The organism is Sutcliffiella horikoshii, from assembly GCF_002157855.1.
Lineage (GTDB): Bacteria > Bacillota > Bacilli > Bacillales > Bacillaceae_I > Sutcliffiella_A > Sutcliffiella_A horikoshii_C.
Window position 1 is genome coordinate 519647 of record NZ_CP020880.1, and the last position, 14526, is coordinate 534172.

Genomic DNA, 14526 nt, shown 5'->3' on the forward strand with positions numbered 1-14526 from the left:
CGAAGCGATGATGAAATAGGTGGAAAGGTCAAATAGAACACGTCTATACGCCCGAAGTGGTAGTGAAATAGGTGGAAAGGTCAAATAGAACGCGTCTATACGCCTGAAGCGGTGCCGAAACAGGTGAAAAGGTCAAATAGAACGCGTCTATACGACCGAAGCGATGATGAAATAGGTGGAAAGGTCAAATAGAACACGTCTATATTCCCAAAGCCCCGTTTACAGCACTACAATAGTACAATAAAACATGTTATAAGTAACACTCCATTATTTTGGAGTGTTTTTAGTTGTTCTCCTTAAATGTGATGAATTGTAAACAACCTCTAATTCGCTTTAACAAAATTTTCAAAAATCAATTGAGTATTACGAACTATTTTGAAATAATTGGAGATAGACAAAGGTAAAAGACTGAATGTTAAAAAAAGGGGGATCCAATGGAACTAAAGAAAGAATCAATTAAGTTGTCTGTTTCCGTTATTTTAGCTTTAATTTTCACTATTTTGCTCATTTTTTTCCCAAGAGGGGGGTACTATGGGGAAATCCCTATGAGTCTAGAAGATGGTGCATTTCAAGGGTTTCAACTTTCTCTGTTTTTTGAAGTGTACAAATCAAACATCGTACAGTTCTTTCAGCATATATGGGAGCACCAGAGTCTCGGCGGAACAATGTTCTCGCAGACTTCGGTGGAAAAAGAACTAATCCGATACTATCCGAAGAGTTTGCTAATCATAATGATTGGATTTGTGGTCAGCATAATTTTCGGCGTATTAAAGGGGATCTTTGATTATCGCAATACATACACGAAAAAGAATCTGCTTGGGAACGGAACGACGTGGCTTTTTCAGTCGATTCCTGACTTTTTCGTCGTGATTATCGCTTTTTATCTAGCATTCTATTATTTGCCGATGGGGATGATCTTCAGTAATAAAAACTGGTACAGCTTTGCCGCGCCGGCCTTGCTGGTTTCCATTTATCCAACGATGTACGTCGCGCGTATGACATGTGTGTCGCTCCTGAATCAAGATGGTCAGGACTATATCCGAACGGCTTTTGCGAAAGGATTTAAAGCCAGGCAGGTTATTAACCGTCATATAATGAGGAACAGCGCGCTTGATTTAATTGCCCACCTGCCGACCATCATGATGGTGGTGATCTCGAATATGCTGATGGTGGAGTACTTGACCGGCTATGCTGGGGCAGGGAATCGGATGTTTGTGGCATTAGGTGGACGACAGAACACAGTTGGATTCGGCACTTCCGACATTGAAGCGGGACTGGTTTTTGGGTTCGCGCTTTGTTTTATAGCAACCGTGCTGGTTGTTCATATTGTAAAAATGATTATGCTGACAAAGCTCAGCCAGAAGGGAGCGTAGGGGATGCGGAAAAATACAGCGCTTTGGACCGGAGGATTTTTTCTAATTCTGTTAATTCTAGTGGCTGCATTCGGATCCTCTTTCTCCTATGTAAAAGAGGGATTAGAAGGCAAACGATTGATCTTTCCAGAGGCTGGGGGTATTGTTTCAGCACCTTTCCCTCCATCAGCAGACTTTCCGCTGGGCTCTGACCATGAAGGCAGAAACATGGTAAGTCTTCTTGTCATGGGTGCAAAAGATACATTGTTGCTTATTTTTTTAATTACTAGCATTCGTTATGTTGTAGGTGTAGTCCTTGGTGCAATTGCATCGCTCGGGGGACGTGTTATCTCCAATTTCCTTAACGTGTGGGATCAGATTTTTTCTAGTATGCCAGTCATTTTCTTTGCCATTTTAGCGTTTAATCTACCACTTTTGATTTATGCAGAAAATAGGTTCTGGATTGTTATTTTCAGCATAGCATTGGTGGAAGTGGGACGTGTTGGCGTGACAATTCGGGATCAATTGATTCATGTGAAAAATAAACCGTATGTTGATGCGGCTCGCACGGTTGGGTTATCGAATTTTGGCATTGCCAAGAATCACTTCTTGCCAACGTTACTGCCAACCATGTTGGTTAATTTTTGCTTTGATATCGGAAGAGTGGCGCTGATTATCGGCCAGCTTGGGATCTTCTCGATTTTTATTACGATGCAATTTGTGGAAGTTCCGCCTGGTGGTATGTATGACCTAGTCAATACAAGCTTCAACTGGCCGACGATTTTAGGAGACGCCCGCAAAGATATTTACACAGCTGTGTGGATTCCAGCCGCTGCAGCGTTTGCGATTATGTATGTTATTTTGACTTTCAATATTTTAGGTGAGGGATTGAGAAGGCACTTTAGCCGGTTTGGGATGTGATGTAAGTGAAGAAATATAGTTTATTGTTTTTGGTGTTTACCTTGCTGGTGGTTGCTGTACTCACAAACCCCAGCGAGGAAGAGTACCTAGAGATGACAGGGGAGCCAACTTATGAAAAGCTTCCTGAAGGATTGGAAATGGAAGTGGAACGTGTGAACTTCTTGCTCTTTTCAGCCTACACCCCTGTAGTGGCGGGGGAGCACGGTATTACCCACTTAGGGGCATATGGAAGGTTCTTTCAAATATCTAGCGGACAATTCGATTATCCAGGTTGGTTAGAGTTGTTCAATTAGTCCTTTGAGGAAGGGGGATGTCATTGGATTACAATGATTATAACTACAAACAACCACATTTTGATAGCCGCGACCACACTCCACCTCGCCACAGCTGGGATACGAGTGAAGTAACCATTGGGACTTGGATTGTTGTTTTAATTCTTATCGCAATCCCATTTGTCGGGTTCATCGTTCTACTGGTACTAGCATTTGGTGATCACAACGAAAGCTTGAAGAACTTTGCTAAGGCAACACTGATTTTATTGGTGATAGGATTTTTCCTTACTATGCTGGGGGTAGGGTGTAGTATTTGAGGATTTTACTTAATCGAGCGTGTTCCTCTGTTACTAAACTTGGATGTTAAAAGGGAAAACGGTAACAGAGAACGCCTCTCTAAGCCCGAAACCAACATATGAGAAGAAAAACGGTAACAGAGAACCGTATCCACATAATCCCATCAACAATTACCTCCAAAAAGGGACAAGCATGGAACTTTTTCTTAATCATTTTCGTATTATTACTAGAGATATAAATCACAAGAGGTGAAGTTTAGTAGGAGTGTGATGAAGTGGGTTTGTTTTTTGAAAAAATAAAACGGACGAAAAGTTCGAAGCCGATAGTGGCGATTAGGATTATATTATCTATAGCAATGATTGCTCTATTTATTTTGGGATACAGGGATGATTTTAATGGCACGTATTTAGGATATGCCTTTTTGATAGTTGGACTCTTGAATGTTATGAATGGTGTAGAATCGCATTATCATCGAGATGAAAAGAAGGTCTATGTGATGGATTACTTACTAGGGATTTTGTTTATATTTATAGCAATCACAGAGTTGGGAATAGGTTAATGTGATGTGAATGAACGGATAAAACTCCGGGATTTCATTAGCGAAAATGCAGTGTCTGGGAAGGTGGAGCTAAAGAAGGCGTGAGATCAGGCAAAAATAAATCATGAAATCAGGCATGGAGATATCTGGAATAGGGAAAAGGATACTAGAAAAGTAGTGGCGTGTTGTAGCTGAGGAGAGCTATAATGCAGTAAGAGTCTAAATAATTTATCTTCTAACATTCAGTGGATTAGAATGGTAGGTGCAAAAAATGAATGAATCTGTTTCACATTCCGAGACGGGAAAGCTTAATAGTAATGCTATTCTTTCTTTAGTACTTGGTATCATATCGATAGTATGTTGTGTTATTAGTTTTTTAAGCATGCTTTTTGCAGTTCCAGGATTTGTCCTTGCTGTGATTGGGTTGAATGAGATTCACAAAACGGATCAATCGGGTCGAGGTTATGCAAAGGCAGGATTAGTTTGTAGCTTGGTCGGAATCATTCTGCCTCTCATAATAATTTTAATTAGCCTATTAATCTTTGAGTCGACGGATTTCATTATGGACGTGAGTTAAGTAGAAAGAAAAGGACGGCCTTTTTGTTAAAAGGGATTGTCCTTTTCTTTTTTCTATTATAGTAATTTTTAAACCAACGTTTGATTAAGAAAATCTCAAAGCTTTGGGGCTGTAGGGAGGAAATGGATTTTTCGAAATTAACTTTTCAAAAAGGTGTAGTGATATAATTCACAAACCTGCCCTCGTTCCTGTTAAAACGACAAATTTCCCGGGAAACCTTTATTTTAAAATAGATCTTTTTAAACAAACGTTTGTTAAAGAAAAAATGAACCCCTTGTGAGAGAAGGGGTTCAGCGAAAAAATCAAAATTAACTTTTGAAAAAGGTATGCTGGGAAATTGTTCGTTTTCCAATTAGGGTGATTCCGCGTTTCTTTGTCGAATACGAAGGTGCTTGAAAAGCGATATCGCTACAGAGAGTAATAGTGCCCTTAATGCTAACGGCGGAAAAAAATGGTGGATCAAGGTGCCCGTCCCCATAACCTGCTAAGCCCGCAAGATTTTCTCCATCTTTTTTCCTTTTGCTAGTTCATCTATGAGTTTATCAAGGTAACGGATTTCTCGCATGGTGGGTTCTTCGATGTTTTCAACTCGTACTCCGCAAACGACCCCTTTAACCAGGTTCCGGGAAGGGTTCATTTGGGGCGCTTCCTCAAAGAAGGTTTCGAAGTCTGTTTTCTTTTCTAGCACCATTCCTAACTCATCTTGGCTATAGCCTGTCAACCAGCGAATGATTTCATCGACTTCTTCTTTTGTTCTGCCTTTTTTCTCTGCCTTTGTAACGTAATGGGGGTATACACTTGCAAAACTCATCGTATAGATTTTGTGCTTTTCCATCATTCATCCTCCTATAGAGATTCTTTCTTTTATTGTATCATGCAAAGTTTAGAATGATGTACAAACCATTATCAGTATATATAACATGTGAAGATTAAAGAAAGGTGGAGATGTTTTGTTTTTTCATATGAAGGAATTACAATATGAAGCAAAGCCGGATAAGCCTGATCCCATATTTGCCGCAAGGTTGCAGGAAATTTTGGGAGGGCAGTTTGGAGAGATTTCAGTTGCTGTACAATACTTGTTTCAAGGGTGGGGTACAAGGAGGCATGATAAGTACCGTGATTTATTAATGGATACTGGGACAGAAGAGCTTGCCCATATTGAAATGCTTGCCACAATGATTGCACGACTGCTCGATAATGCACCGGTAAAAGCTCAGGAAGAAGCGGCTCAAAATAATCCTGTAATGGCTGCAATTATGGGTGGGATGAACCCGCAACATGCTATTGTCTCAGGACTTGGAGCTTTACCTGTCAATAGTGTTGGTGTACCGTGGACCGGAGGATATGTCATTGCCAGTGGGAATCTGCTCGCCGACTTTAGGGCAAACCTAAACGCCGAAACACAAGGGCGTCTGCAGGCAGTCAGATTATATGAACAGACGACAGACCGTGGAGTAAGAGATATGTTGTCGTTCCTCATTGCCAGAGATAGAATGCACCAAAATCAGTGGCTGGCAGCGATTCAAGAATTAGAAGCACAAGAAGGAGTAATCGTTCCAAGTACATTCCCTACGACAAAGGAAAAATCGGAAGTTTCACATACGTTTATTGCTTTATCGGAAGGAGAAGAAAGCAGCAAAGGCAATTGGGCAAGTGGCCCTGCGCCGGATGGTTTAGCAAATTTCCAATACTTAAGTATGCCAGGTGCATGGGGTGGCAAACCAATACTTAGTCCTGCACCTCCAGCGTTGCATGATACACCGCCCTCTGTAAAATAAACAAGGAATGCTCGGTTGCGATAGTTGCAATCCCGAGCATCCCCTTTTATCTAACCTTTAGATATCTCCACAATTCCTTCTTCTTTTAAAGATACTTCACCTTGCTTGTTCAACTTCACCTTTTCATCATCCTTCAAGTTGGTGAACACAATCGGTGTCATCAATGAAGGAGCATTCTTCCCAATGAAGTCCAAATCAAACTTTAGAAGTTCTTGCCCCTTCGTTACGGAATCACCTTGGGCAACTAATGCTTCAAATCCTTCCCCTTTTAAATTGACGGTATCAATACCTACGTGGATCAGAATTTCATGTCCTTCATTGGACTCAATCCCAATCGCATGCTTGGTTGGGAACAGGTTGACTATTTTTCCGTCAACAGGAGAGACGACAAGTCCTTCTGAAGGTTCAATCGCAAATCCATCCCCCATCATTTTTCCGGAGAAAACTTGATCTGGCACATCGTCTAGCGGTTTGATTTCTCCTTTGATAGGAGCGATAAATCCGCCTTCAGTTGATTTGGTCTGCATCGCATCTGGATTGATCTCTTCAATTTGCTGCTCAATTTCTTTGTTGGAGTCGGTTTTAGCAGGACGAGGAGTTTTGCCATCCATAATGTCCTTGATTTGTGATTTTAGCGTATCTGATTTTGGACCAAAAATTGCTTGGATATTGTTGCCGACTTCTAAAACGCCAGAGGCACCAAGTTTTTTCAAGCGAGCTTTATCGACCATTGAAATTTCGTTCACCGACACGCGAAGTCTTGTGATACAAGCATCTAAATGGGAGATGTTCTGTTTGCCACCCATGGCCTCCAATACATCATGTGGGAGGTCGCCTGCTGTTGTTGGAGAGGCTCCGTCTTCATCCTCGTCCACATCCTCACGACCTGGTGTTGCAAGGTTGAATTTTGTGATAGCAAAACGGAAACCGAAATAGTAAATCACCGAGAACACAAGCCCAACAGGTATCACCAGCCACCAAGCGGTTCGGTTTGGCACAACCCCGAACAGCAGGTAGTCGATGACCCCACCGGAGAAGGTCATCCCTATTTTCACATCTAAAATATGCATCACCATGAACGAAAGTCCAGCAAACACAGTGTGAATCGCAAATAACACTGGTGCGACAAACAAGAACGAGAACTCAATTGGTTCCGTTATACCTGTTAAAAATGAGGTAAGGGCAGCAGACGCCATGATTCCGCCAACCACTTTTTTCTTTTCAGGACGCGCCGTGTGGTAGATCGCGAGCGCCGCAGCAGGAAGTCCAAACATCATAAACGGGAATTTACCTGTCATGAATGTACCGGCAGTAGGTTCGACCCCATCACGAAGCTGCGCAAAGAACATAGCCTGGTCCCCACGGACAATGTTTCCGGCTTCGTTCGTATAGGAGCCGAACTCAAACCAGAAAGGTGAGTAGAAAATATGGTGTAGTCCGAATGGAATTAAAGCACGTTCAATCACACCGAAAATAAAGGCAGATAACGTTAAGTTTGTGTTAATCATACTTTCTGAAAGGGTGTTCAATCCGCCTTGAATGGGCGGCCATACAAAGGACATCAGGATTCCAAGCACAACTGCAGAGGCAGCTGTTGCAATCGGAACGAATCGCTTACCCGCAAAGAATCCAAGATAGGATGGAAGCTCGATATTGTAGTACTTGTTGTACATAAAAGCCCCGAGGATTCCGACGATGACCCCGCCGAAAACTCCACTCTGAAGCGTGTTAATCCCAAGCACATTCGCGTATGCCGGATCATCAAGCATCCCGTCATCCACGCCAAGCACAACACCCATGGTCGCATTCATGATGAGGTAACCAATGATTGCCGCCAGTGCAGCAACCCCTTCACCACCGGCTAGTCCAACTGCAACCCCAACAGCAAAAAGTACAGGGAGGTTACTAAATACAATACCCCCGGCAGCATCCATCACGCTTGCCACTAACTGAAGCCAATCCGCACCAAGGAACGGCATCAACTCTAACAAATTTTCCTCTTTCAACGCAGCTCCAAGTGCAAGCAAAATCCCCGCCGCCGGTAGGAGCGCCACCGGAAGCATTAACGCCTTCCCGACTTTCTGCAACACACCAAATAACTTCTTCAAAGGCAGTACCTCCTAAATATGTAATAGTTCAAAGTGGTTTTAATTTCCCCTAAATAATAAGTTTTAAACAAGGGCGGGTCCCCGTGCCTGTCCCTGAACGGAATCGTGTCTTCGCACGAACTAAGGGCTTTTTGGCACGAACTTGGCTGGTTTTGGCACGAACTTTATATAAATGTATAAAAAACAGCATATTATTTTGTTTATCCTGCTGATATTTACATATATTGGCATATTTTTTTAACGAGGAGGAGATATAGGTGGACATCGCAACGTTGTTTATTGATTTATATCGGGATATTAAAGGTTTTTTCTTTAACGAATACAGAGTTCTTGATAGAAAGAGATTTATTAGTTCTGGGGTTAAGTATCCATAATGAAAAATGACATTTTGTTATTTTATAGAAATCGGTGCAAGTTTAAATTGTTAAGTGTTAAACTATTAAAGAGCGTAAATAATTATTAAAAGGGGGGAGAACATGCCCGATAAATTGGATATTCTTTTAACGGCATTAACGGAATTCAGAAGTGATTTTGAGGAGTACAAGAAAGAAAATAAAGTGCAGTTTGAGGAGTACAAGAAAGAAAATAAAGTGCAGTTTGAGGAGTACAAGAAAGAAAATAAAGCGCAGTTTGAGGAGTACAAGAAAGAAAATAAAGTGCAGTTTGAGGAGTACAAGAAAGAAAATAAAGTGCAGTTTGAGGAGTACAAGAAAGAAAATAAAGCGCAGTTTGAGGAGTACAAGAAAGAAAATAAAGTGCAGTTTGAGAAATACAAGAAAGAAAACAAAGAACAGTTTGATCAGTTCAAAACTCAGTTAACAAGGGTGGAGGCTACATTAATTCGTTTAGAGGAAAATCAATCGCAAGACATTGTGGCAGTTCTGAAACAGATCGATAAGAAGCTAGATGATCGTGATAATGAACTGCAAGTTTTAAATAAGAGATTGTTCAAGAACGAAAGTGATGTGGAGAGATTAACTCGTCAGTTGGAGTACTAAAATAAGAACAAACCTCACACTCTACGCTTGCTTTTTTTATTGCATACCTGGACAGAATTAAAGTTAAACTAGCATAGAAAAAGTAGAATGGAGCCACACCAATGACAAAACTCCTTTTATTCAGCCTGCTAATGTTAGCGCCTTTTCAACCTCTACACAACGAAGTCGATTCTATAACCTCGAGCTATTTAGAATCTGGATTTACTACCATCGAAAAAGCCACAACTCAATATGAGAAACAGACCAATCTAGACGCCACGCCCCCTGATAACTTTCCTTTCAAACCGACACATTCTTTTGGGAGATATAATGACAGAGGTTATTTTAAAGGGAGTTTAGAACTCGAATATGTTGATTCAAGCAATATGGATGTTTTGGTAGTCTGGGTTACGGAAAAAGAGCAGGAAGTGCTTCCCCAAAATATTGCTAAACAAGTTACTCTTAAGGATGGCATTAACGGTTCATACGTTGAAGGAAAAGAACACGCGTCAATCTCAAAACTAAAGTTTGAATACGAAGGGAATTACTACATGATTGAATATATTCGCGAACTTTCAAAGCCATATGTAAAAGAAGAATTGCTTGTGAAAGTTGCAAATTCTATCATTCATTAAACTGTAGAAATTATTACCATCTCCACAACCGTATGATAATATGGAATAAAGACGGAATATTCCTTCATTAAAGAGTGGGGAGATGGGAAAATGGAGTTATTTCAAAGTCAGTACGATTGGATCAAACGAACAAGGGAGACGTTATTTCAGTATTGTGAAGGTATATCACAACCAGACTATGTCAAGGAATTGGAGAGTTTCGGCGGGGATTCCATCCGAAATCTTCACGTACATATTGCCACCTGCTTTCATTTTTGGCTGGGGACGCATGGTCTTGGAAAAACAGTCGATAATACAGAACCGGAAGATATCAAAACTGTTAAAGATATGAGAGAACTTTTCCGAAAAACAGACGAGCTTGTTGAGGAATTTTTGCTGAAATATGAAGGCAATTGGGAGCATACCATTCCATACACATTCAAAAGCGGTGAAACATCGGACTTCAGCACACTTTGGCTTTTCACACACACCACCACCCATGAATTTCACCATAAAGGGCAGATTGTAAAAATTGGCCGCCAGCTAGGTTACACTCCGCCGGATACGGATTTGATCGCGCCGGAGGTAAACACATGTCAAATTTAATGAAAAATCAATGGTGTATTGTGGAACAGTCAGAAATAGATGTGCTGGAAGATAGATTGAATAGAATTGCAACCCTTAACGAAAATGCTATGGGCGTAGAGCTAAAGCGGTTTGGTAACGCTGTGGCATTCTCTGTGAAAAGTATCCCGGGACCATCTTTCAATACGGTGAAGGGAATAAGCGGAGAGAATATCGATGATTTGGATGAAATAGTAGATTTTTATACCAGTAGAGGTATGCCGGCGCGATTCGAAGTAACACCAGGCAATGCTTCAACCGACCTTTTTAGGAAGCTCAGTACGTTGGGCTTTTTTCAAAGTGGTTTTCATACGGCGCTTTACCGCCCGTTGTCGCCGGTAGAGCCGGTGATGGGTGGTGCGGATACCGCTGTCCAGATTGAAAAAATCAGTCTTGAGGACTTTGATATTTTTGGTGAATTATATACAAGCGGGTTCGGGATGCCTGTAGCATTTAAGGACTATGTGACGGCTAATAATAAGGTGCTTGCGGAGAGCAAACCTTGGACATTTTATTTGGCGAGTGTAGGCGGCGAGCCAGCCGGAATAGGTGTTTTGTATGTGAAAAATGATGTCGCAACATTGGCTGCGTCGGCGACTGTGCCTGAATTCAGGAACAAAGGGGTGCAGACGGCGTTGATACAAAAGCGTATGCAGCATGCGGTTGATGAAGGTTGCAGATACTTGGTTGGACAAGCGGCTTTTGGCAGCGTGAGCCAGAAGAATATGGAGCGAGCTGGGTTGAAGATTGCTTATACGAATGCGGTTTGGGATAAGCTTTGATGTGGAACGCCGGGGTAGGTGTGGACCTTCTCGGCGTTTGTCGTTCTGTGTCGAATGAAGGATATATTGGCCAAAGTCGCGGATAAAATGAAAAGTTAGCGGATAAAACGAAAAGTTAGCGGATAAAACGGAAACTTGGCGGATAAAACGGAAACTTGGCGGATAAAACGGAAACTTGGCGGATAAAATGAAAACTTTACTGATATATATTGCGCGGAGGATGGGAAGTGTGTAGATTACCAGAAATTTAAGCAGATTGGCCGCATTTAAATTACACAAAATATTGCTCTTTCCTATGCCTCGTCCCCATCTTCAGTATAAAATGTACTCATCCAGAAGTGAAAGGAAGAAATTAATTATGTCCATAGCTGTAATATACGGGGGAACCCGTCCACATGGAAATACAGAAACCCTTACCAAACATGCTACCCAAGGCGTTGAGGTGGAAGAAATATACCTGAACAACCACAACATCCTTCCAATCATCGATATGCGCCACGATGTCGAGGGGGTTCAAAATAGAAATGATGATTATAACGCCATTATAGAACGTGTACTGCAGCATGATACGTTAATTTTTGCCACGCCTATCTATTGGTACAGTATGTCAGGCACTATGAAGAATTTCATTGATCGCTGGTCCCATTCGATTCGTGACAATAACTTTCCGGATTTCAAAGCCGACATGTCAAACAAAAAAGCGTACGTCATTGCAGTTGGAGGAGATAATCCCTCTATCAAAGGATTGCCAATGATAGAGCAGTTCAAATACATTTTTGAGTTCATGGGATTGGAATTTAAGGGGTACGTGATTGGGAAAGGAAACCAGCCTGGGGACATCCATGCGGATAAGGTTGCATTGTTTCAAGCGGAAGCACTAAGGGAAGAACTACGTGTAAAATAGAATCTAATACAAAGAAAAACTTCCTTTTCTATATAGATAGAGAGGGAAGTTTTTTCAATTTGAGAATAGGCTGAATTTGTAGTTCTCCTAATTACTTGTGAATATCGACCGATTAAAGCTAAAGGAAGCCCCCCTGCCTTTACTTCACTCTAAGAATGGTTGCTAACTTGAGCAGGAGAGCGGTTCTCCTGTATTTTTCTTAAATAAATAATCCACCATACCACAATATATAAGTGTCCAGCAGCAACGAAAATAGCCCATGTCTCTCCTTGACCAATACTGAAAAGTAAATGTTCTAGTTCATTATGATCAGAAGCTCTATCAATGCCATTCAATATCGAAACTACTGGAACCGAGAATAAAAGTACAATGGTGAATACGGATGCAATTACTATTCTCATCCTGATGATGCAGGTAGTTGCTATAACAAAGGTTGTTAAGAAGAGCAAATAGTAGATTAACAGTATCCATGTAGGAAGATTTTCCCCGTACATTGAATCAACTCCCTTTATTTATGTTTAAGCAGCGATTAAAAAGCTAGAGTAACAAACCAAAGGTAGCGCAATTTTGTTACCTTTTTTAATGCAATCTCCCCCTATCAACATTAATTTTACCACAATAATCCAATTTATTTAGCGGAATTAAAAGGGATTACCCCAACAAAAATAGAAAAAGTTAGTAGGTAGATAATTTTATAAAGTATGTGAACTTGTTTGACGGGAGTGGAGGATAATTAAAAGAATAAGCAAGTTTTTAGTGTTCTCGATTGCGGGTACGTTATTGGGGCTATTAGGATATATGATATTCTTTAGCGGAGAAGTGAGTTTTGGGCTTGGCGTCTCTATATTAATTGGGAACCTAATTGGGGCATATATTGGATATAAATTAAGAGGTGAATAAAATGTATATAGCCACTGATATCTGATTGGAGGAAAACTTTAAATGGAGTTTTTGCTTATCTTCGGCGTTCATTTTTTTATCATGGGTTCTGCATCAATGTTGTTAAGTTTAGTTGTTAGTTCTGTGGCGAAGAAGATTCCTTTTTTAGTTACGATCTTGGGTTGTATGCTCTTAGGTGTCATGTATGCGAGTACGATTGGCTTTTCAGAGCTTTTATGGTTGACCGCTTTGTTTAATGGTGTGCTTTCAGCTGTTGCAGTGGGATTAGTGAAATTGAGTGATTATGCTGGGGAGAAGGCGGAAAGGTTTGATGGATGAAGAAAAGCAATAATAGTAGGAGAGTGAAAATGAGAAAGTCATTTTGGGTACCACTTTCAATAGCTTTTGGGTCTATGGTTTTCCTGTACTTGTTGGGGTTTTTAGCTGATATAAATTTTCTTATTTTTAAAGTATCTTCTACTTACTTAGAGATAGCATTTCTACCTATATGTGTTGGGTTGATTCTGGGGGTTGTTAGTGAGCAAATTATTAAGCATAGAACAAAAAGCAATATATAAAAATAATCTGGTAGTTTACCTCTTAAATCGTTTTTGGCCACTACCGTAGCAAGGGGATATAAAATTGGAGAAACAGAGTGTTTTGCAACCATTTTTAGGTACTGTTTTAATTTATTTTGCATTTTTGTACTTATATTTGTTTGATCATCTCACTGGGATGGATTTTGCTTTATTGTTGTTATTGCTGACAGTAACTAACATAATGTTCGTTTTTGTTACCTTAAAATTAAAAGAGTTGAGACGTGCATTTATATATTCGGCTTTATTGACCTTTATACTTTTTAACTATGAATTTTCTACATTTATCCTCGATGAAACAGAGTCAATTGTAACTTTTTATCAACCGTCAGAAGAAGTGGTACCTAACACCGGCATATATGTTTTGGGAGTTGGAAGTGCAGAGTTGGGGAAGGGAGCAACCTTACACTTTTATAATGAAGCAGACAGATTTGAAAATATTACTGCTACTAATATTATTCGCTATCGAAGTAAGAATACTGGGATTTTTGAGCTTTTAAACTTGAAGCTGAATCCAGTGGAGGATATGAGGAACAGTGTACAACATTACTTAAGTGACACTTCCCCAAAAATAAAAGAGTTCTTAAATAAAGAGGGACTTGACGGTAATAGTGCTGGATTAGCGTTGGTGTTGTCATCCATTCTACATGAGAAAACAGAGACTAATAATCTTGCGATAGGTGTGACGGGCGCTATTAACAAAAGAGGTAAAGTGAAAGAGATAGGTCTTGTAAAAGAAAAAATACAAACCGCATTCAGGGATGGGCACACGCACGTGATTGTTCCTCAAGGAAATTTGAAGGAAGCGTTGAAGGCGAAGAAAGATTTAAATCTTGATATTGAGATTGAAGGAGTAAGAAGTGTAGAGGAGGCACTTAGGGTTATTGAGAGTTGGAATGCTCCAAGAAGTTAAAGTAAGTGTAATTCTGTTGCACAAGATAAATGAGAAACCTAACTAGGAAGAGTGTATTTTGCATGTGTAGGAAAAAAGGAGCTGCTATAAAGACCTCTGAGCCGTGAAATCTAGAGTGGAGAAGTCATTAGAAGGGTTATAAGGACCCTCTTGAGATGAAATGTAGTAAAGAGTGGTCTTTATAAGCACTCTAAAGACCTTCTTCCTAGTGGAAAATTAAAAAAGAAGTCATAAGAACGCCTGTAAAGACCACTGCAGCGGAAAAATTATCAGACTTTGGTCTTTAACCTAAAAACTAGTTGCACGAGGAGGAGAGTTCCCTAGCCACCCAAAACAAAAGCGGGTCGCGGTGCCTGCCCCTCCAACGCCCCTCCAAGCAAAAAATGGGCCACGG

18 protein-coding genes are annotated in these 14526 nt (G+C 40.6%); 15 read left to right on the forward strand and 3 right to left on the reverse strand.

All coding sequences use genetic code 11. From position 1 onward, the window contains the following. The first annotated feature begins 434 nt into the window (after window positions 1-434). From B4U37_RS02745 to B4U37_RS22675, 6 genes are all read left to right on the forward strand, one after another. Complete coding sequence (locus tag B4U37_RS02745) at window positions 435-1373, forward strand: ABC transporter permease subunit (RefSeq protein ID WP_088016963.1); 939 nt, start codon at window positions 435-437, stop codon at window positions 1371-1373. 3 nt (window positions 1374-1376) lie between these two features. Beyond that, window positions 1377-2273 (forward strand): ABC transporter permease, encoded by an 897-nt coding sequence (locus tag B4U37_RS02750; protein ID WP_088016964.1) that lies wholly within the window; start codon window positions 1377-1379, stop codon window positions 2271-2273. 5 nt (window positions 2274-2278) lie between these two features. After that, window positions 2279-2566 carry a hypothetical protein gene (locus B4U37_RS02755; protein WP_245840040.1) on the forward strand — a complete coding sequence of 96 codons (288 nt, stop codon included), beginning with the start codon at window positions 2279-2281 and terminating at the stop codon, window positions 2564-2566. 23 nt (window positions 2567-2589) lie between these two features. Further along, complete coding sequence (locus tag B4U37_RS02760; protein WP_198317071.1) at window positions 2590-2862, forward strand: hypothetical protein; 273 nt, start codon at window positions 2590-2592, stop codon at window positions 2860-2862. Window positions 2863-3116: 254 nt separating this feature from the next. Then, window positions 3117-3401, forward strand: a complete 285-nt coding sequence (locus B4U37_RS02765; protein WP_088016965.1) for a hypothetical protein — start codon at window positions 3117-3119, stop codon at window positions 3399-3401. A 250-nt stretch (window positions 3402-3651) separates the two neighbouring features. Continuing rightward, on the forward strand, window positions 3652-3957 hold the full coding sequence (locus B4U37_RS22675) for a DUF4190 domain-containing protein (protein WP_088016966.1): 306 nt from the start codon (window positions 3652-3654) through the stop codon (window positions 3955-3957). Between the two features lie 484 nt (window positions 3958-4441). Here B4U37_RS22675 and B4U37_RS02775 read toward each other — a convergent pair whose 3' ends face one another. Next, on the reverse strand, window positions 4442-4792 hold the full coding sequence (locus B4U37_RS02775) for a DUF2200 domain-containing protein (RefSeq protein ID WP_088016967.1): 351 nt from the start codon (window positions 4790-4792) through the stop codon (window positions 4442-4444). A 115-nt stretch (window positions 4793-4907) separates the two neighbouring features. Between B4U37_RS02775 and B4U37_RS02780 the strand changes: the two genes are divergently transcribed. Then, a complete protein-coding gene (locus tag B4U37_RS02780; protein WP_088016968.1) occupies window positions 4908-5735 on the forward strand; it encodes a manganese catalase in 828 nt (275 codons plus the stop codon). Between the two features lie 50 nt (window positions 5736-5785). Here B4U37_RS02780 and ptsG read toward each other — a convergent pair whose 3' ends face one another. After that, window positions 5786-7843, reverse strand: a complete 2058-nt coding sequence (gene ptsG / locus B4U37_RS02785) for a glucose-specific PTS transporter subunit IIBC (RefSeq protein ID WP_088016969.1) — start codon at window positions 7841-7843, stop codon at window positions 5786-5788. 476 nt (window positions 7844-8319) lie between these two features. Here ptsG and B4U37_RS02790 point away from each other — a divergent pair, with 476 nt between their 5' ends. The 5 genes from B4U37_RS02790 to B4U37_RS02810 all read left to right on the forward strand — a co-directional run bounded on the left by B4U37_RS02790 (window position 8320) and on the right by B4U37_RS02810 (window position 11744). Beyond that, window positions 8320-8841, forward strand: coding sequence for a hypothetical protein (locus B4U37_RS02790; RefSeq protein WP_088016970.1), 522 nt, complete (start codon window positions 8320-8322; stop codon window positions 8839-8841). Between the two features lie 101 nt (window positions 8842-8942). Continuing rightward, a complete protein-coding gene (locus B4U37_RS02795) occupies window positions 8943-9455 on the forward strand; it encodes a hypothetical protein (RefSeq protein ID WP_088016971.1) in 513 nt (170 codons plus the stop codon). A 90-nt stretch (window positions 9456-9545) separates the two neighbouring features. After that, a complete protein-coding gene (locus B4U37_RS02800; RefSeq protein WP_088016972.1) occupies window positions 9546-10040 on the forward strand; it encodes a DinB family protein in 495 nt (164 codons plus the stop codon). Continuing rightward, window positions 10028-10840: a GNAT family N-acetyltransferase gene (locus tag B4U37_RS02805; RefSeq protein WP_088016973.1), complete on the forward strand. Its 813-nt coding sequence runs from the start codon at window positions 10028-10030 to the stop codon at window positions 10838-10840. The genes B4U37_RS02800 and B4U37_RS02805 overlap by 13 nt, the downstream gene beginning before the upstream one ends. A gap of 358 nt (window positions 10841-11198) precedes the next feature. Beyond that, window positions 11199-11744 carry a flavodoxin family protein gene (locus B4U37_RS02810; RefSeq protein WP_088016974.1) on the forward strand — a complete coding sequence of 182 codons (546 nt, stop codon included), beginning with the start codon at window positions 11199-11201 and terminating at the stop codon, window positions 11742-11744. Between the two features lie 149 nt (window positions 11745-11893). Here the strand turns inward: B4U37_RS02810 and B4U37_RS02815 are convergent, their stop codons facing one another. Continuing rightward, window positions 11894-12238, reverse strand: a complete 345-nt coding sequence (locus tag B4U37_RS02815) for a hypothetical protein (protein WP_088016975.1) — start codon at window positions 12236-12238, stop codon at window positions 11894-11896. Window positions 12239-12686: 448 nt separating this feature from the next. On the opposite strand from B4U37_RS02815, the gene B4U37_RS02820 reads away from it, so the two are divergent. From B4U37_RS02820 to B4U37_RS02830, 3 genes are all read left to right on the forward strand, one after another. Next, window positions 12687-12962, forward strand: a complete 276-nt coding sequence (locus B4U37_RS02820; RefSeq protein ID WP_088016976.1) for a hypothetical protein — start codon at window positions 12687-12689, stop codon at window positions 12960-12962. Beyond that, window positions 12959-13201, forward strand: coding sequence for an ATPase (locus B4U37_RS22165; RefSeq protein WP_198317072.1), 243 nt, complete (start codon window positions 12959-12961; stop codon window positions 13199-13201). The genes B4U37_RS02820 and B4U37_RS22165 overlap by 4 nt, the downstream gene beginning before the upstream one ends. A gap of 64 nt (window positions 13202-13265) precedes the next feature. Then, a complete protein-coding gene (locus B4U37_RS02830) occupies window positions 13266-14132 on the forward strand; it encodes a S16 family serine protease (protein WP_088016978.1) in 867 nt (288 codons plus the stop codon). The last annotated feature ends 394 nt before the right edge of the window (window positions 14133-14526 follow it).